Origin of the sequence: Allomuricauda sp. XS_ASV26 (genome assembly GCF_041224615.1) — a bacterium.
GTDB lineage: Bacteria > Bacteroidota > Bacteroidia > Flavobacteriales > Flavobacteriaceae > Flagellimonas > Flagellimonas alginolytica.
This window is the reverse complement of record NZ_JBGFGK010000028.1, coordinates 61082-80861: the sequence shown is the minus strand read 5'-3', so window position 1 is coordinate 80861 and position 19780 is coordinate 61082. Positions and strand designations below refer to the sequence as shown.

The following is a 19780-nucleotide window of genomic DNA, read 5'->3' as shown; positions in this document are numbered from 1 at the left end:
AACGATTGGCATATCGATCCGGTGAATCTTTGCCCTAAAATCAATAATCTAAAAACGAACAGTTATGACAACATTACACAAATTCTTAGTCCCATTGGCAATTAGCACGGTCATGCTTTTTACATCTTGCTCAAAAGATGACGACAATAGCACACCTACAGTTGATTACACCACCGTTGAAAATTTATTAACCGAGAGCGACTTTAAAGGCTATGCCATTATCACAAAAAATGGTAATGATTTGGTACGGCAGGGTTTTGGGTTGGCCAATGAAAATACTGCATTGCCACAAGATTACGATCTGGCCTACCGAATTGGTTCGGTAAGCAAAACATTGACGGCCGCTGCGGTTGTTCAGTTAAAACGTGATGGTCTCATCTCTGGTTTTGATCAAACCCTGGATGAGTTCGATATTGAATTTCCAAACGGTGACCAAATTACCCTTGCCCATTTATTATCGCACCAATCGGGTATTCCTGATTATCAATTAATAATTGAAGATGCCTACGAACAAGGCGAAACTTTGGATGAAGAAGATATTTACGGAGTCATTATCGAAATGATCGATGAAAACGGACTCAATTTTGTACCGGGCGAGGGAAAGGAATATTCAAACTCGAACTTTTTGATTGCCGCCATGTTGATTCAAGAATTATCACAGATATCTTACCACGAGTATATTCAACAAAACATTTTGCTTCCTTTGGAAATGGAAGACACCTACAAAGGGTCTGACGAAATTGATACCGACATCCATGCCCAAGGGTACAATAACGGCAACATCAATAGCACATATCCTATGACCATTGCATTTGGTGCAGGTGATTTTAGCAGTACACCAAGAAATATGGAAACTTGGACCAATGCCGTAAGAACAAATTGGTTTACCGAAGCTGAAAAAGCCGAAATATTTGCCCATGATGTAACGAGTGGTTATGTGGATTTTGGCCTTGGTTGGTTTACGACCCAAGAGGGCAATACCAGCATGTATTGGCACGGTGGGGATATCAATGGGTACTGGAGCATGATCGGTTTTATACCAAAATATGATGCTACCATTGTACTATTAAGCAACCAGCAAGATGATACGGGAGCGCAACGCAATACCATTATCCAACAATTATTGACGAACGAGTTCGATTAATATAACCCTCTACATATATTGACAATGAAACATACCAACGTATTATTGGCGGGCGCCACAGGGTATTTAGGGACTTACTTATTAAAAGAATTGATTGCAAAAGAAAATCAGGTAGTAGCCATTGTCCGTAACCCTGATAAACTAAAAATCACCGATGAAAATTATTTAGAGCTTAAACAAGCCGAGATTACCAAACCGGAATCCTTGCGGGACATTTGTAAAGGTATTGACACGATAATATCAACCGTTGGCATTACCCGGCAAAAAGACGGCCTGACCTATATGGATGTAGATTATAAGGCCAATATGAATTTGTTGGAAGAAGCCAAAAAGGCCCGTGTAAACCACTTTGTTTATGTTTCTGCAATCGATGGGGACAAATATAGAGACCTAAAAATTTTCGAGGCCAAGGAAAAGTTTGTCGATGCCCTAAAATCTTCCGGACTGGTCTATACAATAGTGAGACCAAATGGATTTTTCTCGGATATGGAAGATTTTTTACACATGGCCAAATCTGGTCGGGTGTACGTGTTCGGGTCTGGCAATCAAAAATTCAACCCAATACATGGTGAAGATTTGGCGAGGACCATTGTAAATTCATTGGAGGAACAACCTAAAGAATTGACCCTTGGAGGACCCGATGTGCTTAGCCTGAATGCAATAGGAGAACTGGCCCTGACCGCATTGGACAAACCTGTAAAAATCGTTCATTTACCCGATTGGTCGAGAAAACTTACCATCTGGTTCCTTAGAACCTTTACCAGTGTAAAAACCTATGGTCCGTTCGAGTTCTTTTTGACCTTGATGGCAGAGGACCATATTGCACCAACTTATGGAGAACATCGCTTAAAGGAGCATTACATTGAAGTGGCCAAAACCCTGAAAGATTAAACTGGACCTGCCATGAAAACTTGGGAAAAAGGGATATTAATTATTGTATCGGGTTACTGCGCAATGCATTTAGCCATCGTTATGCAAATAGTACCACATCATATTGTATGGGGCGGTAAAATCGATTCCATTGAAAAACTTTTCGTATTGGAAGGATTTGCATTGGCAACAATGCTATTTCTAGGGATAGTCCTAGCTATGAAAAACAAGATTATAAAACCTATTTTTACGGATAAGGTAATAAAAAGGATACTATTGGTATTTTCGGTGTTTTTTATATTGAATACCCTTGGTAACCTTATGGCAGAAACCAATATTGAAAAAGTCCAGGCCGTTATCACCCTGTACTTGGCCTTTGCATTGTTCAAATCATCAAAACAAATTGAAACTTTATGAAAATTCCTGACCCAAATACGGTTTACCCATTGGCGAATTACAAAAATCTATGTTTTTTAAAAAACTACATCAACAACCCTAACATAGTAGTTGGTGATTATACCTATTACGATGATTTTGAAGATGTAGGCAATTTTGAGAAAAACGTAAAATATCATTTTGATTTTGTTGGGGACAAGCTCATTATCGGTAAGTTTTGTATGATCGCATCGGACGCCACTTTTATAATGAACGGGGGCAATCATTTAACAGAAGCGACATCGGCGTACCCTTTTGCCATTTTCGGCGGTGCTTGGCAAGATGCCATGAAAGACAAAAGTTACCCGACCAAAGGGGACACGGTTATCGGCAATGATGTATGGATAGGGCACGGTGCGACCCTTATGCCAGGGGTGAAAATTGGTGATGGAGCCATTATTGCCACGAAGACGGTAGTAACAAAAGATGTGGAGCCCTACACTATAGTTGGCGGAAATCCAGCGAAAGAAATAAAAAAGCGTTTTTCCGAGGATATCATCTCAAAACTATTGGAACTGCAATGGTGGGATTGGGATATTGAAAAAATCACCCAAAATGTACATAAACTCACCAGTGGTCCGGAGACCTTGTTCTAAACCATAAAGCTTTCGTTTGCAAAAAGGCCCAACATGTCGAATGTCGGGCCTTTTTTTATGCTTTTCCCATACTAGTTTTATTGGTGTCAACAAAAACGTAGACACTCCAGGGCCCAAACAAAAAAAGGTTTGAAATCATAATTCAGTACGATTGGCCTTCCGTTCAGGGATTTCTTTGCATCATCAAATTAAGTAATCATACATCAAAAAACGAACAGTCAAACAATTATCAAAAATGAAAAAACTAGTTATCATCTGCCTAACACTTTGTACTTTCAATGTTTTTGCACAGGACAACACGGAATCATTCAACAATAATGATCCGGGGTTCAAATACAGGGCCAGCTTTCCGGCAATTATCTTGGCCAACATTGGTGAAGGAGGAAAAAGAACCAACACCCAGCATATTGAGCTTCACGTAAAGCGTGAATTGGATTCAAAGAACATCATTGGGGTCAAATTCGCTACTTGGAGGTTGTTTCAACCCATGGGCATTCAATGGTGGGATGGCCTTTTGGACAAAATAGATTCTGAAACTGAGTTCTATCCAGGTTATCTGAGGGAAACAGGTATAGGAATATCGTACCAACGTATGCTCTGGAAAGGATTGTTCGCCTCCGTGGAAGTGTTGCCCCAATACAAAACGTATTTGGATTTGAACGACAAAAAAATAGCGAACGGATTTAAACTCTATACCTCGTATCACCTTGGTTATCACATTGCTTTTGGCAAAAAGAAACGCATATTTATAGAACCTCAGATCCATTGCCAAAACTGGATGTTCGACACCAACACCCCAGAGGCATTTAAACAATTGGACAATAAATGGAAATCCTATTTCCTTTTTGAGCCCAACCTGTATGTGGGGATAAAATTTTAATTTAAAGAACGATCAAACCATTTTTATAATTAGCAATATGAAAACTATACTTTCAGGTTTAATACTATTGATGGGATTTTCCTGCCTTGGCCAACAAACTACAAACAAGGACATCGAAACATTGTTTTATGCCCAATTGGAAAGAGAGAATGTACACAATGCCTTTTTGCAGGTGTACTCCAAATCCAAAGGCATCGACATTCAGTTGGCCGATAGTGATAACGATTCAGAAGACACTTTCTCCATAGACAACCCCATTTATACGGCCAGCATCACTAAAATGCTAACGGCCACCGCCATTGGTATTTTAAAGGATGGCAAGAAGTTGGATTTTGAAGACAAGATATACCGGTACCTTCCGGAGCAATTGATGAAGAACCTTCATGTGTTTGAAGGTAAAGCATACTCCAAAGACATTACAATTGCCCATTTATTGCAACACACTTCAGGTTTACCGGATTATTTTACAGGCACCACAGTTGATGGAAGTCCGAATGTTATCAATCAATTATTGGTCGATACGAGTAAATCTTGGTCTCCTCAAGAAATGATCGAGTTTGCCAAAGAAAAGATGGTGCCCCATTTTGTCCCCGGGCAAGGCTATCATTACACCGATACGGAATATGTTCTTTTGGCCCTGATCATTGAAAACGTAAGCGGCACCACTTTAGATCAGTTCTTTCAACAGTTCATTTTTGAACCTTTGGAAATGGATGCCTCTTATATCAATTTAAAATCAGCTCCCATAAAAAACCCATTGCCCATGGCCAAATTTTATGCTGGTGATATTGCTTTATCGTCCATTCAAAGTTTGAGTGCCGACTGGGGCGGTGGTGGTCTGGTGTCCACGACCCAAGATCTTATCCAATTTCTAAGAGCCTTTCAAGACGATAAAATCGTAAAAAAAGAAACCCGTTTGGCCATGCAACATTGGGTGCGCGAAACCAAGGGAATGGAATATGGTTTTGGGATACGAAAAGTATCTTTCAAAAACCTTTTTGATACCGATACAAAATTGGAAATTATAGGTCATACTGGCAGTACCGCCTCTTTTTTATGGTACTGTCCTCAACTGGATACGTATATTGCAGGTACCTTTAACCAATTGGAAGCTTCAAGGAGCACACCGCAATTGGTGTTCGAAATACTTACCTTAATTGAAAATAAATAGTCGTATGGGGACCCTACACAAAGTATTGATCCATTTTTTGATTCTTATTATCTCTACAGTAGTGAATATACTGTTTGCCCAAACAGCTGACAAAATAGATTGGCAAGAGGATCTTAAAACATACAGGTCTTCGTTGGAAGAAAGACACATCCATCTTTTTCATTCGGTGACCGAAGGGGAGTTTACCAAGGAGTGGAACACTATTTACGACCGTGTCGATAATTTGGGCGATTTTCAAATCATTCTGGAACTAATGCGGTTAACAAGACTCGTGAATGATGGCCATACGGCTGTATCGTTAAGAAATGTGCCCATACATCGGTTTCCTTTTGAGGTCAAATTTATAGATCAGGGATGGTATGTAATAAAGGCGGACAAATCATATGAAAACTTGTTGAAACTAAGATTGTCCGCCATTGATGGCGTTCCGATTGAAGAAGTTATGGCCAAGGTTTCCGAAGTGGCCCAGTTTGTGGAAAACGAATACTCACAAAGCATCAGGACAGGAAGTTATATGAATATCAGCGAATTGCTCTTTGCGCTTCACATTACCCAAAACGGGCAAAAAGCCGTGTTTACTTTTCTTGACCCAAATAATAAGGAAGTAAAAATAACATTGGAGGCCATAGATGAAGCTTCATACCATAAAACAACGGATTTTGTTCATGTAAGCAGCGGAGTGCCCGAAATAACCAAACCAAACAACCCCAAATTCCCCTATTTGTGGTACGCACCTATCAAAGGTACCAAGGCCCTCTATATTAATTTTGAAAGCTACCCGACCTTTGCACAGATGCAGGTCTTTGGGGAAGAGCTGGTTGGCTATATTTCTGCGAATCAGATAAAACAGGTGGTGATAGATATGCGCAACAATGGTGGCGGCGATCTATATGTCGGCGTGGTTTTGGCCTATGCCCTGAACCTTGCCGATTCCATAGACTGGGAGAAAGGGGTGTACGTATTGACAAGTAACAGAACTTTTTCTGCAGGAACCAGTAATGCAGCGCTATTTAAACAACTGTTGAACACAAAAGTTGTAGGTCAGCCCACCGGTTCCAATCCTAGTGGATACCAAGATATGGACAGTTTTACATTGCCCAATTCAAAATTAACGATAACCTATTCCAAAAGACTTTTTCGTTTATCCAATCAAGAAAACACGGCCCTACAACCAGATAGTTTGATAACCGAGACACGCAGCGATTTGCTTAAAGGGACCGATACAGTTTTAAAGGAACTAATAACAGGTTTGCAATAAAAATTTTATACCCACCAGTTAGGTTATCTTTAAAAAAAACTATTCTATGCAAGGGCCCTATTATATAAAGTTCAGAGGAACATATTTCCCCACTCAGCACTGTTGATAACAAATCAAACATTCCTTAGGTATACTATGAATAGGCTTTTATTTTTGGCGGCCAGTAGCCTATGAGACCACTAGAAATCGGAGATAAAGTATACAATGTGACCCAAGATGGGTTCGATGATTTTAAGCGCTATACCTTTTCTGTAGTTGTAGAACTTACCAAAACTTTGGCCATACTAAAAAACGGGACCCGCCTGGTAAACTACCCTAAACCCTCTTATATTATGGAAGATATCGGTTATTCCGTATATCGTCAACGCGGGGTGCATTGGCATTTGGTATCCATAAATGCCATTAGGCAAGCACAAATAGAAAACAAAAAAATAGAAGTGTACGATTGGTTCGAGGACAAAAAATTCACTTTGGAAGAAAAACAGGCTATATATAATCTTTTTAAGGGCTAAGCTTGCGAATCGAAGTACCGAGGTAATATTTCAACACATTTTTGACGTTACCTAATTCTTGAGCAGTCCATTCAACAATAAATCAAATTATACTATAAAAATGGAGACTCAAGAGCGCCACGTTTACTTGTTAAGACATCTGTTCAGTCCCAATGTATTGTTAGCTAACCCACAAGTATTCGACAAAGATTGTACAGTTAACCCTAACAATGTTACACGAATTTAGACCAGAAATCGACAAAGTGTACTTTATCAATAAGTATACGCTTTTCCTCCTAATTTCCGGGACAGGGAGCATTCAGGTTGACTTTGCAAATTATAACGAATGGAAGGATAAGGCCATCTTTTTGGGAAAAGGACAATACATTAAGTTTTTATCGGATGATTTTTTAGTCCGTAAACTCGAGTTCCCCACACAAGAGATCTATGGAAATAAAGATGTCCGCGTACTTTTTAAACACCTTATTTCCTTAGGGTATATTAATTTCAACGTAGACTTTAATGTCCAAAACAGTTTAACCAAAACCTTGTTTCAGGGAAGCTCCAAGGAAATAATCGATGTCTCACTTCAGCAATGGTTTTGTCAAAATCCTTTTAATGCCAGTAAGAGCGAGTATCAGGTAATTTTTGATGTAAAAGAGATCATAGACAAGGAGTATATGAACCAATTGGCAAAAAAGGACTTAGAGGCATTGATCAATGAAAATGGAAGTGACTTTCCAATTTTGGTAAAAAATAAGTTGGGCATTACGGTAAAAATGATGCTTGATCGTAAAAGGCTTGTTGAAAGTAAAAAAGAAGTAGTCTTTACGGATAAAAATATACAAGAGGTGTGTTACGATATGGGTTTCAAAGACCCAGCATATTTTAACCGGATCTTCAAAAAAAGTACAGGATATAGCCCAACACAGTTTAGAAATAATTTTGATTACGACCGTAAAGATACTTTTATCGAGGACATATTAGGTTTAGTTCGGGAGTTCCATACAACTGAGCGCTCCTTAATGTTTTATGCGGATAAAATGAATATGTCCATTAAAACCTTAAGTAAAAAAACCAAAGACAAAACCAATCGATCATTGGGCCAGATCATCCGGGATGAACTGGTAAACTCTTCAAAAAGTCTTCTTTTTAACGAGGTCTCTATCAAAGAAATCTCCTTTCACCTAGGATTTGAAGAACCCAATCACTTTTCTACTTTTTTTAAACATCATACCGGTTTGGCGCCTTCAGAGTTCAAACATCAAAAAGTACAAGAAAACGTTCTTTTTTTGTAGCTAGCACCCTCCACGGTTCCCGGATATTTGCCATGTAATTACAACAAATAAAAGTTAAATAAGTAAAAACATAGCAAATGGATATTAGAACCCTAGCTACAGAAATGGACAGTATTGTTGCGCAAGGCGCAATTGTAGAAGCTGTTGAGAAGTATTTTGCCGATAATGCAAATACATCGGACTACAACAACGTAACTACCACCGGAAAAGCACAGATGGTGGAAAAAATGAGAGCTTTCGCGGATGCCATAGCCAAAGTTAATGGTATTGAACATCATGGAACTTATGTAGATGGTAATATTACCCTGTCGTTGTTCACTTTCGATTTTTTAATGAAGGATGACAGTAAAGTGCTTTGGCACGAGATCATCAAACGTAATTGGAACAACGAAGGTCTAGTAACCTTTGAAGAGTATTTTAACGCCTAACACCATCGTATGAAACTTAGGTTTATAACACCGACCCTACACGGAGTGGCCGATTATTCCGCAGGTATCGGACTTATCGTTGCTCCCTTTCTGTTAGGTCTCGGTGACTCATCCAACACAGCGGTTTGGTTTTCGGTAATTACCGGGTTGGCCGTAATAGTTGCAAGTATGCTCACTGACTATAAACTAAGCCTATTGGGCCTGATTCCTTTTCAGGGACACTTGGCAATAGATCTTTTGGTTGCCGTAACCTTTATGATGGTACCCTTTATTTTCAGTTTCTCGGGAATCGATGCCAATTATTATTGGTTCAATGCAACAGTAGTTTTTTTAGTAGTCGCCTTAAGTGCGAGCAAATAATCAAATCAGTTAATTTTAAACATATAAAAAATGAATCTAGTAAAAAATCTTACAATTTTATTGATAGCGGTTGTTACCATAAATACAACCTTTGCCCAAGACAAAAAGGCAAATAATATAGATAATAGTAATATAGCCCTGCAAGGGTACAGTCCGGTCTCCTATTTGGAATTGGGCATTGCCCAACGGGGTCTTAAAGAATACAAATCCGAACATAACAAGATCGTGTATTATTTTACGGATATGGAACAAAAGAAAAAGTTCGACAAAAATCCGAACAAATATTTGCCCCAATACGGAGGTTACTGTGCGTTTGGCGTATATGCCGGCGCCAAATTTAGACCCGATCCCAACAAATTTATTGTAAAAGATGGAAAATACTTTCTGTTCCTATACAATATCGAATTGGATGCACAACAACTTTGGCTTGCTGAAAACAACCACAACGGATTGGTAAAAAAAGCAAATACCAATTGGAGCAAACTTAAAGGCACTTATAACTAGTCTTTTTCTGATTAATTGTGTTAAACACTCCAACGCCGTTCTGTTGGGGTGTTTTTCCAATTTATGGTAAATTATGCCCAAATGGATCAGCTCTTACATCAAATCCAAGACTGTAACCTCTGCGAAAAACATTTGGCATTGGGACCAAGACCTATTGTTGCGGCCCATCCAAAATCCAAAATCGCTATTATTGGACAAGCCCCGGGAGCCAAAGTTCACCAAACAAGTGTACCTTGGGACGACCCAAGCGGAAAAAAACTGAGGGAGTGGCTCAATGTAACAGAACAACAATTTTACAACAAACAGTTATTTGCATTGATTCCCATGGGGTTTTGCTATCCAGGCAAGGGAAAATCCGGGGATCTGCCTCCGCGACCCGAATGCGCTCCAAAATGGCACAATCCATTAATGAACCAAATGCCCAACCTCGATCTCATTATTTTAATAGGCCAGTATGCCCAAAACCATTACTTGGGAGATACTATGAAAAAAAATCTGACCGAGACCGTGAACAACTATAATATTTATTTGCCCAAATATTTTGTACTCCCCCACCCATCTCCACGAAATAGGTTTTGGTTGCAAAAAAACCCTTGGTTCGGTAAACAGGTACTACCGGAATTGCAGAAACGGGTAAATGCATTGATCGCACCCTAGGCTTCCCATTTTATAATCGACCAAAAGGATCAATGTACCCTACTTCCTATTGAAGCAACATCCTATCCAAAACAGGGCCGGGCAAACCTAGTAGACCAAAAATCATCCTTATTAATGTAGCTTAAGAAAATTAGGGTAATACTTGGTTTTCTTTGTAAAAGTATGCGATGATGAAGTCGCTTTGCTTTTATAAGATCTTTAAATCACATCCATAATTTTCCATCATGATAAATCGTATATCAACTTTAATCATAACACTTTTATTGACCATTGTTTCTTGTAAAAGGGAAAGCAATGGCTCCTCATCTCAAGAAACGACACTTCGATTGGAACTGTTTACATCCGATATGGAAGCATCCATTAACTTTTACACAGATGTTCTTGGCTTCACCATGGCGGGAGAAAAACCAGACCCATCGTATCAAGTTGTAAATAAAGGTGGTGTAGTGTTGGGGATTGGTCCCATACTAAAACTTTCCCCAGACCATTATTTTGATCCCAAGCTAAAAAGCATCCAAAAAGGTTATGGAACGGAAATTGTTATAGAGGTCGAAGACATTGGCGAGTTGTATCAGAAAGTGAAATCCAACGGGTATCCGATACATGCCGACTTAAAAAAACAAAATTGGGGTCTCACTGATTTCCGTTTGATAGACCCTGATGGTTATTACCTTCGTATTACTTCAAAAGATTAGTGCTTGGACCATTTTTAGTGTAAAACCAAGGTTTAAATACGAACTTGTGCATGGATTTGTTATCTTGAGAGCAGCGTCAAACATCTAAAAGATCGTATTGAAAAGTGAAATTGTCCAATTGTTGGAAAGTGCTCTGACCCTGACCGATGAGGAAGCCTTGGTCGTGACCCAATGTATTCCTATCCATAAATTTTCGAAAGGTCATATTTTATTGCGCGAAGGTCAGGTTTCCAACGAGTCCTATTTTAACATACAGGGGCTGGTACGGAAGTATTATATGGTAGATGGTGAAGAAAAAACCACGGAATTCTATGTTGAGCAAGATGCTATTTCTTCCTTGCAGAGCTATCATCTTAAAATTCCCTCCAACCATTATCTGGAATGCATTGAAGACTGTAGATTGGCTATCTTATCAAGAACAAGCGAGAAAAAACTATTCAAACATGTACCTGCCTTCGAATCCATTTGTAGGGTTTCTGTGGAGGAGGAACTTGGAACGTACCAGGATAAATTGGCCCAGTTCATGATTTCCAGCCCAGAAAAACGATACATAGACCTATTGGAAAATAGGCCTGACCTTTTACAGCGTATCCCACAGTACCATTTGGCAAGTTACCTGGGCATAAAACCTGAATCGTTGAGCAGGATACGAAAACGCATCAGTTCTCGGTAGTACCACCCGACCAGTTGTACTTTCTATTAAACCGGTCTCCCCAGAACCCTTGGAACAATAACCAAAACGTAAAAGTCAATTCACCCAGTACACCGCAGATAAGTACCATTATTTCAAAAGTTTCCTTGTAATTTTTGTAGCTTTCCAGAAAGAGTTTGGCCAAACCATCCAATAGGTATCCAGAAGCCGCTAAAAGCAGTATTCCTCCAATGCCGTTTGCAATCCTATGGGATTTTAAACAGAGGTACCCCAAAACCAACAAGTGCATTCCAAAGAGCAACAATCCAATATTCCAAGTTGCATTAAAATTGGCCAGTGCCGTAATTACCAACTCCTGCAATTGCTTTTCATCCATTATTAAGGATGGGTGTGTATTTTGGTAAATACTGAACAAACCCATCAATGCGACAGTAAAAACCAATGCATGGGAGAGTCGCAACAGAGAAGCGAAAATGGTTACTTTTTTGTTGACGTGATGTGTTACAAAATACAACGAGCCTACCAAGGAGATATCAAAAAGCAGCATCACAACAAAACCTAATATCCCTTGACGGAACAATGAACGAAATTCAACAAAATTGCTGACGGTAATTTCTGGATCTGAGGGAACTACCAGTTTTTCCAAAACAAAAAAGTTAGCATAAAATCCAGCAACGAACAGCAGAACATAACTGATACCCGAAAATTTTATCGATGGTTTGTAGCACATTGTAAAACATGTTTAAAGCCAGGCAAAGCTAAATTTCGATGTAACAAAATTCATTGACTTTGGTTAAGAACTTTTTGTGCCAAAAAATTGGTTAGCATACATTTTTTGTCAATTAAAGGGATGTATCATTAGCCTTTGTTCAACTTTTAGTAATTTCAGGTTTAAATTGAATTTTGGATTCCAAGGCCCAACTAATATCGCATTTAAAGGAAAGTATCAGGCTTACGCCCGAGGAAGAATCCATCGTATGCGATAGCTATTCCGAAGTACAGCTAAAAAAGAAGGAGGTTTTGCTTTTTGCCGGGGAGGTATCCTCGCATATGCGTTTTATAGCAAAGGGTTGCCTTAGGGCCTATCACATGGATGAAGAGGCTAAAGAACACATCGTACAGTTTGGCATAGAAGGTTGGTGGGTGAACGATCTCTATAGTTATCTGACCCGAACCCCTGCCAAACAATTTGTACAGGCCCTGGAGCCTTCCGTGGTTTTACAAATTCATCGAGATACGTTAAACGATCTATATAACAAAGTTCCTGCCATTGAGCGGTTTTATAGATTGAAGTTCGAAAATGCTTATGTGGCCCTACAAGATCGCACTATTAATTCCATGAGCAAAACAGCAGAAGAACGTTATTTGGAATTCCGCACAAAGTATAGAAGCATAGAGCAGCGCGTACCCCAATATATGGTTGCCTCGTATCTGGGAATTACCCCGGAATTTTTAAGTGCATTGCGAAAAAAACGGTAACAAAAGCATTTCTTAATCCACCTTAAGATTAAAAATTTCCCCTCTATTTAGGTTTGCACTGACCATACACATTAGTGCAGCATGAAAAAAATAATAGCGATCTCGGGCAGTAATGGCCGTAACTCCATTCATAAAAAGTTGATCGGTTATATTCTAAAGGAATTTGCCGAAAATGATATTGAGTATATTGATCTTGAAACGTTTGACCTACCTATTTACAGTCCGGATATCGAAAAAGAGGGCTTTCCCATCCAAGTCAAGGAGCTTTTTCAAATTATCACCTCGGCAGATGGATTTATCATCGCATCGCCAGAGTACAATGGCCTGCCTACAACTTTTTTAAAGAACCATATTGATTGGCTTTCACGCATAGATCAACGGTTTTTTGGCGATAAGCCCATTCTTCTTTTAAGTGCCTCGCCCGGAAAACTAGGCGGTAGTACCCACCTCAATATTTTAGAAAGATTGATGCCCAATTGGGGTGGAAAAATGGTGGGGCGATTTTCCTTAGGTGCGTTCCACAAAACATTCGATATAGAAAACAATGAACTGATTAGGCTGGAAGACAAACTGGAACTAAAAGCTGTGGTCCATAATCTTCTGAACTACCACAATCAACCTAATGGCAGGTTCAGAACACAATTAGAAATGGATTCATTTATGGATGAAATCAAGCATAATCTAAAGTCCAAAGGATTTATATAATAAGAGAAATCATGAACAAACAAATCATTTCGCATTTATTTGAACTGTGGGAACAGATTGGAAAACATACCGATTCTTTTAACAAGGAAAGAGGCTTTGCCTTTACAAAACCAGAGCCCGACTCATGGCCCAGTAAAGTTTACAACATTGAGGTCGGTCAAATAAATATTAAAGATGTACAGCGAAGGATTCGCACAGGTGAAATTCCCAATTCGATTGGAATACCCGAGTGCGAAAACACGAAACAGTTGTTGGAATCCAATAATTTTTGCTCCACCTCCAAGGTAAAAGCCATGGCCATGAGCACCGAGCAATTATATTACGATGATATTGACGAGTCTGAATTTACACTCGTGGACTCAAGAAAGAAGGCACGTATTTTTGCGAGGACAGCATCGGCATCGTTCGGATATTTGGTAGATACCTCGATAGTCCAATCCTTGATCAACAAAGAAAACATGCAGCTCTTTTTGGGGAGATGTAAGGATGACTTCCCAAGCTGCGGAATGGTCTATTTGGACAAAAAGGGTATTTCAGGAATCCATATGATAGGTACCCGGGCAGAATTTCAGGGATTGGGCATGGGCAAAAAAATGACCCGATTCCTCATAAATCAATCAATAAAGTCAAAAAGCAATACGGTATTTCTTGTGGCATCGGAGGCAGGTGAGCGTATTTATCACAAACTTGGTTTTTCCACGTATGGTAATTTGGAAAGCTTTTCGCTAACCGGACCATAAAACAGTGTCTGCTGAATAGGTTTTATAGGCGTCCCATTTTAACAAAGGGGCGCCTTCCCATTTTCTATGACCCTATTTTCTTTCTTAATATACCTTAAGTATTCCCTTTTGGTTTGCATGTAGGTTTGTCCCAATAAAATTTAGAACAATGGGCAAGGGCAAACTTCTATTCATCTTTTTAAATGTATTGGTTATTGGCGTTGGGTTTGGACAAGAACTACGTTTTGATCCCGATGTGGTATTGGGTAATCGATCTATCACATATAAACATTTGGTCAAATACACACTCAACCAAAAATTGACCGTCGATAATTTAACCCTGTTCGATACCGAATACAACACCGATGAAAACAATCTCTTTTTTATAAGAAACACCGTTTCATATTCCATGTTCAAAAATGTGAGTGCAAATGCGGCTATCGGCATAAAAAATCCTGGGGCATTTAGCACTTTGTCGATGTCCTATACTTATCGGTCACCAAACTTTCTCGGTATTTATACCGTGGGCGGAACATATCAAAAAGGCGTGTCATTGGAGCAATCACTGGTAATGAGCTATATGCCCGTGTTAGGAAAAGGTAACCGAGGATATCTAAATCTGCTCGCAACAGCAAATTTGAATTCGAATGGATACACAAGAGGCCTCCAACAAGTTAAGGTCGGTATCCAAAAAAAGCTACTGACCACTGGGATTGCTGTTAACCTTGACCAGTTCAATAACGCAAAAAGAACACTTACCAATTTCGGAATATTCTTTAAGTATAATTTTTAAATCAAAATAAATTGAATCATGAAACGAAACAAAAATGTTGCTATCCTTCTTTTTAGGGTTTCCATTCCCTTTACCATGCTGATTTATGGTATTGATAAAATTACAAACGGCACCGGGTTCATCGGCAGTTTATTGGATGCCTATAATTTGCCCTCCTTTTTGGTCTATGGGGTTTTTATAGGGGAAATAGTAGCACCACTAATGCTCGTGTTAGGCTACAGAAGTAGATTGGCGGGTTTACTATTAGCCTTTAATTGTTTATTGGCCATACTTATGGCCCAAATCCAACATATTTTCACATTAAACCAGTATGGCGGTTGGACATTAGACCTTTTGTTTATTTATCTTGTTGCCGGAGTCGCTTTTTATTTCAGTGGCGCAGGTAAACATGCTATCTCGACCTCCCATGCTTGGGACTGATGATAGCCAATAAAACAAAGTCAATATGTATGCAGTAATCTATCGGTTTAAAGTTATCCAAGGCAAGGAAGTTGCTTTTGAGAACTTATGGCGGGCGATTACCAAAGCATTTATGGCCCATGCGGAAGGGCTTGGCTCCCGTCTCCATAAAACCAAGGCGGGAGTTTATATTGCATATGCCCAATGGCCAAGCAAGAACCACTGGAAGTCAGCAAAGGAAAAACTCTCCGAGTCGGATCTTGAAATTATCCAAAATATGAATGATTGTTGCGAAACTGCGACTGTGCTACATCAAATGGAAGTGATGGATGATCTTCTTGTTTTTCCAAGTACCTAATCAAATACTAGAATTCCCACTTCGCGATGCTTTTCGTCTGTACTGTTGCCCTCAAACTTCTATAAAAAGTAATGGCCTTAGTGTTGTTGGTTTCAATTTCCCATCCTATCAAAGTCAAATTTTCACCCAAACCGTGTTCTCGTGCCTGTTCCACGAGCTTGCGCCCTACCCCTTTGTTTCGAAATTACTTTACCGCATACACCTCTTCCATTGTTATATATTGGTATTATTTTCTAGTTTCATATGCAAAATCGGGTAAGGCTTTCCCAATGAATCCACTTCTGACCGTCCAATTACCACAAATCGGCAATGTTTATAAAACCCAACAGCATGTTCATTCTGCTCATTAACATCAACTTTAGTCACATTTAAATGGTTGATACCAAAATCCAACAAGGTCTTTCCTATTCCTTTTCCTATATATGATGGATGGATGAATAGCATTTCCAAATTTTGATCGGCCACTCCAAGAAAGCCCATTATTTTTCCATTTTCATCTCTAATGCCTTTTAAATCAACAGCATCTAAATAGGTATTTAAAATTAAAGGCTTGAAATAGGCTATGTCCTCTTCTTTTAAGAAGTGGTGAGTAGCTCTCACAGAGGCTTCCCATACATCTACAATTTCCTTGTATTCTGTTTTATCTATACTGGTAATTTTTACTTCCATTTCTTAATTTTTATGTTGAAGAATTATGCTCCACCAAACACAGATAGTATAATTTCTTTTACATTGAATATAGTTAAGCCATAGTTTTGGTGACTGCATCTCAAGCATCGTATTGGAGCAGTCGAGGACAAAATGAGGCATGCTAATTAGATTTTTATTTTTTGCGTTGCGTTAATTTCTCGATTTGTTCTAGTGCGTTTTCACAATAGAAACAATCCTCTTTTGGCTTAAGCTCCAGGGCCTTCCTATAACTTTTTATAGCATCCTCATCTCTATTGGATGCCATGTAAACTTCTCCCAATGTATCCCAAATATTTCCGTCATTGGGAAATAAATCACAGTTCAACCGTGCAATTGCCAAGGCCTTTTCCTGTTCTTGTTCTCTCAAGTACAGACCACTTAATCGATTTAGGTGCGAAGGTGAATCCAATTCTGCGCTATATTTCTTCTTTATAGCAGCGGACAGTTCTTTGTGGGTACCGGAAAAATCTTCTACAAAGTGAACTAGTTGCATTACCAAATTTTGAGGATAAGGTTCAGCAACATATGCTTCATCAAAAAGTATCCTTTCCAACTCAATGGGCATTCTTGATGTTTCTCTTGTGGACGAATTGGAGGCGAATAAAATAAGGGCATCTTCTTCTGGAAACCAAAGAAACTCAAAATAGCTCACCCCATTGAATCCGTTATGACCAATTATTTTGGTATTTCTATCCGATTCAAAAATGGCCCATCCATACGCATAATAGGTAGACTGCCCCACTTGTTCCTGAACATGAGGCCGGGTCAATAGATCTATGGAGGCTTTACGCAACACTTTTTGATCTCTCAATGCCAAATACCATCTATACATATCTTGCAAAGTAGAGTTGATTCCCCCATTGGCTTTTAAAGGCCATGCGATTTTTCCATCCGCTAGATATCGATCAACATGATTTCCTTTATCAATTACATTGTACACATACTCATTGGCTACATGGTTCAAGTTCCAATTGGGCAAAATATAGCCGGTCTGTGTCATTCCGGAAGGAGCAAATAATTTTTCCTGAAGAAAGGTCTCGTAGGATTTTCCAGATACTCTTTCAATAATTTTACCAAGTACGCTATACCCGGAATTGGAATAACTATACTTTTCGCCGGGTTCAAATCTAAGTTCGCTGGAGAACAACCGATCAAAATACTCTGCCTCTGGAATATGATCAAAATCCCCTTCGCCGATGCCATGGGAAAAACCTGCGGTATGTGTCAACAATTGGTGAATTGTGATATTTGCCTTGTCCAAAGGCATGTCTTTAAAATAGATGTGTAAAGGGTTATCCAGTTTAAGCCTTCCTTCTTCCTCCAATTTTAGGATGGCAGCTGCAGTAAATTGTTTGGTAACAGAACAAATATCAAAAACGGTTTCTTTGGTATTATAAATCGAATCCGCCGTGTTTGCCCAGCCATAGCCTTTATCCAGAATAACTTCATTGCCCTTAACAACCAATACCGCACCATTATATCCATTGATCTCGGATGCCGATAAATAGTTGTCCAATCGCTGAACCAAATCTTGGGTTTTGGTAGGTAGTTTTTGACCAAAACTCTCTGAGCAAAAGCTAAAGGCCATCAAAATAAGGAGATAGAATTTTCTCATGATAACTCGTTGTGTTTGTAATGGTTTTTATCGTAAACTGTGGGTAGAACAGTGTACTTTTTAATTCTGTTAAATTATGTCTTCTCGGTCGTGCTACAAACTTTACCCTTTCAAAAATATTTGTATTGGTAACATACCATTTAGATCAGTGTAAAAAAATCAGTGTAGGGGAACCTATAAAATATCATTCAGAAATGCCTATTCATCAACCAGCCAACTGGAAATTTCATCTAAAAATCCATCAACAAATCTCTTTTCAAGTTTTGAATATTCATCGCGATTGCCGGTCTCGGCTTTTTGAAAGAAATGGTTGGCCTTATCAAAGGTTTTAAATTGATAACTTGTCCCTGCACTCAGCAAAGCATTTTCCATTCTATCTTTATTTTGATGAATGGGCACTTGAAAATCCAGCCCGCCAAACAGACTTAAAACAGGAGTATTGAGTCGCTCAAAATCCTTGGAAGGGTCGTAATATAGAAAAGATGTTAAAGAAGGTAGACCATAGATAATATGGTATTCTTTTGCGGTAACCCTGACTTGCTCCGCTATCTTCTTCAAATCCAATTCCTTTTCTGAATTTTGGAACCATAAAATAGCCTGACTTGTATTTTGGAACGCTTCGAGCGCTGTTTCGATGTTGTTCTGGTCCTTTATGGCTCGCATTAATCTATTGTGAGCTGAAACATCTTCCTCTATCAATGAGGGTGAAATACCCAATTGTTTATGCTCCTCTCTAATTTGATAAAGCACGACATCGATCAATGGCACTGCCGGAGCCCCCATTAAAATTACTTTCTTAACTGATGTGTTTGCAACCGCGACCTTAGAGGCTACAATTCCACCTTGACTATGCCCTAATAGAGCAAAACTTTTGAACGTATGGGATTTTGACACTTTAAAATAGTCTATGATGCTTTCCAGATCCTTGGCGTGGTCATCGAGCGTACTATTTACAAAATCCCCGGTACTCTCTCCAACTCCCCTATCATCGTATCGGAAAGAAGCAATTCCATTAGCTGCCAAATGCTCGGCAATGGTCTTAAATATCTTAAATCCCTCCAAAGTTTCATCCCTATCCTGTGGGCCACTGCCCGAACTCATAATAACAAGCGATCTTGTTTTTAAATGAGAGGGGATCACCAGGGTTCCTCCAATGGCAACTTTTTCTGTTTTTATAACCATATCAATCGATACTGGTGGTTTTTTTTGGAAACTATTATTTCCAAAACAGGAAAATGTTGCGAACAACAAAGCTGTTAAGTAGATTCCTAGTTGGGTGCCAGCACTCAGCTTTTTGGATCCACTATCTGGACCTACTATCAGTTTCTCAAAAAACCGTGGCCTGTTTCCATAATTGGATTTTGATTCTAAAAATATCATTACATTCTCTCTATTTGATGCTTGTTTTCCCATTCCCACAAAAATATTTTGTGACCATCACATCCGCATTGACTTTGGTTAAGAAACCATTCTTCAATCCGAATTAAAGTATGGTCCAAAGCTAGATTTGTGCGTTGTTTGGTTTCTTAATCTACCTTAAGAAATTCCGAGCTGTTGAACTATAGCTTTGCTTCATCAAAAAG

At 39.1% G+C, this 19780-nt stretch carries 25 protein-coding genes and 1 pseudogene; 21 read left to right on the top strand and 5 right to left on the bottom strand.

Annotated features, from left to right (window positions below):
- The first annotated feature begins 64 nt into the window (after positions 1–64).
- From AB9K32_RS03495 to AB9K32_RS03425, 15 genes are all read left to right on the top strand, one after another.
- Positions 65–1144 carry a serine hydrolase domain-containing protein gene (locus tag AB9K32_RS03495; protein ID WP_369884360.1) on the top strand — a complete coding sequence of 360 codons (1080 nt, stop codon included), beginning with the start codon at positions 65–67 and terminating at the stop codon, positions 1142–1144.
- A gap of 24 nt (positions 1145–1168) precedes the next feature.
- Positions 1169–2035 carry an SDR family oxidoreductase gene (locus AB9K32_RS03490; RefSeq protein WP_369884359.1) on the top strand — a complete coding sequence of 289 codons (867 nt, stop codon included), beginning with the start codon at positions 1169–1171 and terminating at the stop codon, positions 2033–2035.
- Between the two features lie 12 nt (positions 2036–2047).
- The gene (locus AB9K32_RS03485) at positions 2048–2431 is read left to right on the top strand and encodes a hypothetical protein (protein WP_252079504.1); all 384 of its coding nucleotides are present in this window, start codon (positions 2048–2050) and stop codon (positions 2429–2431) included.
- Positions 2428–3045 carry a CatB-related O-acetyltransferase gene (locus tag AB9K32_RS03480; RefSeq protein WP_369884358.1) on the top strand — a complete coding sequence of 206 codons (618 nt, stop codon included), beginning with the start codon at positions 2428–2430 and terminating at the stop codon, positions 3043–3045. Before AB9K32_RS03485 ends, AB9K32_RS03480 begins: the two co-directional genes overlap by 4 nt.
- A gap of 235 nt (positions 3046–3280) precedes the next feature.
- Positions 3281–3925, top strand: a complete 645-nt coding sequence (locus tag AB9K32_RS03475; protein WP_369884357.1) for a hypothetical protein — start codon at positions 3281–3283, stop codon at positions 3923–3925.
- 37 nt (positions 3926–3962) lie between these two features.
- Complete coding sequence (locus tag AB9K32_RS03470) at positions 3963–5096, top strand: serine hydrolase domain-containing protein (protein WP_369884356.1); 1134 nt, start codon at positions 3963–3965, stop codon at positions 5094–5096.
- A 4-nt stretch (positions 5097–5100) separates the two neighbouring features.
- Entirely contained in the window at positions 5101–6354 is a 1254-nt protein-coding gene (locus tag AB9K32_RS03465) for a hypothetical protein (protein WP_369884355.1), read from the top strand.
- A gap of 170 nt (positions 6355–6524) precedes the next feature.
- Complete coding sequence (locus tag AB9K32_RS03460) at positions 6525–6866, top strand: pyruvate kinase (protein WP_369884354.1); 342 nt, start codon at positions 6525–6527, stop codon at positions 6864–6866.
- A gap of 209 nt (positions 6867–7075) precedes the next feature.
- Positions 7076–8143 carry an AraC family transcriptional regulator gene (locus AB9K32_RS03455; protein WP_224837114.1) on the top strand — a complete coding sequence of 356 codons (1068 nt, stop codon included), beginning with the start codon at positions 7076–7078 and terminating at the stop codon, positions 8141–8143.
- Positions 8144–8220: 77 nt separating this feature from the next.
- Entirely contained in the window at positions 8221–8571 is a 351-nt protein-coding gene (locus AB9K32_RS03450; protein ID WP_224837113.1) for a hypothetical protein, read from the top strand.
- A 9-nt stretch (positions 8572–8580) separates the two neighbouring features.
- Complete coding sequence (locus AB9K32_RS03445; protein ID WP_224837112.1) at positions 8581–8931, top strand: hypothetical protein; 351 nt, start codon at positions 8581–8583, stop codon at positions 8929–8931.
- A 30-nt stretch (positions 8932–8961) separates the two neighbouring features.
- Positions 8962–9435 carry a YHS domain-containing (seleno)protein gene (locus AB9K32_RS03440; RefSeq protein WP_224837111.1) on the top strand — a complete coding sequence of 158 codons (474 nt, stop codon included), beginning with the start codon at positions 8962–8964 and terminating at the stop codon, positions 9433–9435.
- An 81-nt stretch (positions 9436–9516) separates the two neighbouring features.
- Positions 9517–10092 (top strand): uracil-DNA glycosylase family protein, encoded by a 576-nt coding sequence (locus tag AB9K32_RS03435; RefSeq protein ID WP_369884353.1) that lies wholly within the window; start codon positions 9517–9519, stop codon positions 10090–10092.
- Positions 10093–10316: 224 nt separating this feature from the next.
- Entirely contained in the window at positions 10317–10787 is a 471-nt protein-coding gene (locus AB9K32_RS03430; protein WP_224837109.1) for a VOC family protein, read from the top strand.
- A gap of 97 nt (positions 10788–10884) precedes the next feature.
- Positions 10885–11460: a Crp/Fnr family transcriptional regulator gene (locus AB9K32_RS03425; protein WP_369884352.1), complete on the top strand. Its 576-nt coding sequence runs from the start codon at positions 10885–10887 to the stop codon at positions 11458–11460.
- On the opposite strand, the gene AB9K32_RS03420 is transcribed toward AB9K32_RS03425, so the two are convergent.
- Entirely contained in the window at positions 11447–12169 is a 723-nt protein-coding gene (locus tag AB9K32_RS03420; protein WP_369884351.1) for a DUF4386 domain-containing protein, read from the bottom strand. The genes AB9K32_RS03425 and AB9K32_RS03420 overlap by 14 nt on opposite strands.
- Before the next feature lie 173 nt (positions 12170–12342).
- On the opposite strand from AB9K32_RS03420, the gene AB9K32_RS03415 reads away from it, so the two are divergent.
- From AB9K32_RS03415 to AB9K32_RS03390, 6 genes are all read left to right on the top strand, one after another.
- Complete coding sequence (locus tag AB9K32_RS03415) at positions 12343–12918, top strand: Crp/Fnr family transcriptional regulator (protein ID WP_338194519.1); 576 nt, start codon at positions 12343–12345, stop codon at positions 12916–12918.
- An 81-nt stretch (positions 12919–12999) separates the two neighbouring features.
- Positions 13000–13623, top strand: coding sequence for an NADPH-dependent FMN reductase (locus tag AB9K32_RS03410; RefSeq protein ID WP_369884350.1), 624 nt, complete (start codon positions 13000–13002; stop codon positions 13621–13623).
- Positions 13624–13634: 11 nt separating this feature from the next.
- Positions 13635–14363, top strand: coding sequence for a GNAT family N-acetyltransferase (locus AB9K32_RS03405; RefSeq protein ID WP_369884349.1), 729 nt, complete (start codon positions 13635–13637; stop codon positions 14361–14363).
- 148 nt (positions 14364–14511) lie between these two features.
- Positions 14512–15135, top strand: a complete 624-nt coding sequence (locus tag AB9K32_RS03400; protein ID WP_252079491.1) for a hypothetical protein — start codon at positions 14512–14514, stop codon at positions 15133–15135.
- A gap of 18 nt (positions 15136–15153) precedes the next feature.
- A complete protein-coding gene (locus tag AB9K32_RS03395) occupies positions 15154–15555 on the top strand; it encodes a DoxX family protein (RefSeq protein WP_293295616.1) in 402 nt (133 codons plus the stop codon).
- Between the two features lie 25 nt (positions 15556–15580).
- Positions 15581–15892 carry an antibiotic biosynthesis monooxygenase gene (locus tag AB9K32_RS03390; protein WP_369884348.1) on the top strand — a complete coding sequence of 104 codons (312 nt, stop codon included), beginning with the start codon at positions 15581–15583 and terminating at the stop codon, positions 15890–15892.
- Between the two features lie 7 nt (positions 15893–15899).
- Here AB9K32_RS03390 and AB9K32_RS03385 read toward each other — a convergent pair.
- From AB9K32_RS03385 to AB9K32_RS03370, 4 genes and pseudogenes are all read right to left on the bottom strand, one after another.
- Positions 15900–16064: pseudogene (locus AB9K32_RS03385) on the bottom strand (GNAT family N-acetyltransferase); the annotation flags it as partial.
- A gap of 41 nt (positions 16065–16105) precedes the next feature.
- A complete protein-coding gene (locus AB9K32_RS03380) occupies positions 16106–16561 on the bottom strand; it encodes a GNAT family N-acetyltransferase (RefSeq protein ID WP_369884347.1) in 456 nt (151 codons plus the stop codon).
- A 154-nt stretch (positions 16562–16715) separates the two neighbouring features.
- Positions 16716–18197, bottom strand: a complete 1482-nt coding sequence (locus AB9K32_RS03375) for a serine hydrolase (RefSeq protein ID WP_369884346.1) — start codon at positions 18195–18197, stop codon at positions 16716–16718.
- Positions 18198–18395: 198 nt separating this feature from the next.
- Positions 18396–19610, bottom strand: a complete 1215-nt coding sequence (locus tag AB9K32_RS03370; protein ID WP_338194503.1) for an alpha/beta fold hydrolase — start codon at positions 19608–19610, stop codon at positions 18396–18398.
- Positions 19611–19780: the final 170 nt, after the last annotated feature.

Bases quoted from the DNA above. Each gene is read 5' to 3' on its own strand.
- AB9K32_RS03480 (WP_369884358.1), top strand. From the start codon at position 2,428: ATGAAAATTCCTGACCCAAATACGGTTTACCCATTGGCGAATTACAAA.
- AB9K32_RS03470 (WP_369884356.1), top strand. From the start codon at position 3,963: ATGAAAACTATACTTTCAGGTTTAATACTATTGATGGGATTTTCCTGC.
- AB9K32_RS03490 (WP_369884359.1), top strand. From the start codon at position 1,169: ATGAAACATACCAACGTATTATTGGCGGGCGCCACAGGGTATTTAGGG.
- AB9K32_RS03375 (WP_369884346.1), bottom strand. From the start codon at position 18,197: ATGAGAAAATTCTATCTCCTTATTTTGATGGCCTTTAGCTTTTGCTCA.
- AB9K32_RS03450 (WP_224837113.1), top strand. From the start codon at position 8,221: ATGGATATTAGAACCCTAGCTACAGAAATGGACAGTATTGTTGCGCAA.
- AB9K32_RS03420 (WP_369884351.1), bottom strand. From the start codon at position 12,169: ATGTGCTACAAACCATCGATAAAATTTTCGGGTATCAGTTATGTTCTG.
- AB9K32_RS03485 (WP_252079504.1), top strand. From the start codon at position 2,048: ATGAAAACTTGGGAAAAAGGGATATTAATTATTGTATCGGGTTACTGC.
- AB9K32_RS03440 (WP_224837111.1), top strand. From the start codon at position 8,962: ATGAATCTAGTAAAAAATCTTACAATTTTATTGATAGCGGTTGTTACC.
- AB9K32_RS03430 (WP_224837109.1), top strand. From the start codon at position 10,317: ATGATAAATCGTATATCAACTTTAATCATAACACTTTTATTGACCATT.
- AB9K32_RS03455 (WP_224837114.1), top strand. From the start codon at position 7,076: ATGTTACACGAATTTAGACCAGAAATCGACAAAGTGTACTTTATCAAT.
- AB9K32_RS03380 (WP_369884347.1), bottom strand. From the start codon at position 16,561: ATGGAAGTAAAAATTACCAGTATAGATAAAACAGAATACAAGGAAATT.
- AB9K32_RS03445 (WP_224837112.1), top strand. From the start codon at position 8,581: ATGAAACTTAGGTTTATAACACCGACCCTACACGGAGTGGCCGATTAT.
- AB9K32_RS03410 (WP_369884350.1), top strand. From the start codon at position 13,000: ATGAAAAAAATAATAGCGATCTCGGGCAGTAATGGCCGTAACTCCATT.
- AB9K32_RS03460 (WP_369884354.1), top strand. From the start codon at position 6,525: ATGAGACCACTAGAAATCGGAGATAAAGTATACAATGTGACCCAAGAT.
- AB9K32_RS03435 (WP_369884353.1), top strand. From the start codon at position 9,517: ATGGATCAGCTCTTACATCAAATCCAAGACTGTAACCTCTGCGAAAAA.
- AB9K32_RS03390 (WP_369884348.1), top strand. From the start codon at position 15,581: ATGTATGCAGTAATCTATCGGTTTAAAGTTATCCAAGGCAAGGAAGTT.
- AB9K32_RS03465 (WP_369884355.1), top strand. From the start codon at position 5,101: ATGGGGACCCTACACAAAGTATTGATCCATTTTTTGATTCTTATTATC.
- AB9K32_RS03370 (WP_338194503.1), bottom strand. From the start codon at position 19,610: ATGGGAAAACAAGCATCAAATAGAGAGAATGTAATGATATTTTTAGAA.
- AB9K32_RS03395 (WP_293295616.1), top strand. From the start codon at position 15,154: ATGAAACGAAACAAAAATGTTGCTATCCTTCTTTTTAGGGTTTCCATT.
- AB9K32_RS03475 (WP_369884357.1), top strand. From the start codon at position 3,281: ATGAAAAAACTAGTTATCATCTGCCTAACACTTTGTACTTTCAATGTT.
- AB9K32_RS03400 (WP_252079491.1), top strand. From the start codon at position 14,512: ATGGGCAAGGGCAAACTTCTATTCATCTTTTTAAATGTATTGGTTATT.
- AB9K32_RS03405 (WP_369884349.1), top strand. From the start codon at position 13,635: ATGAACAAACAAATCATTTCGCATTTATTTGAACTGTGGGAACAGATT.
- AB9K32_RS03495 (WP_369884360.1), top strand. From the start codon at position 65: ATGACAACATTACACAAATTCTTAGTCCCATTGGCAATTAGCACGGTC.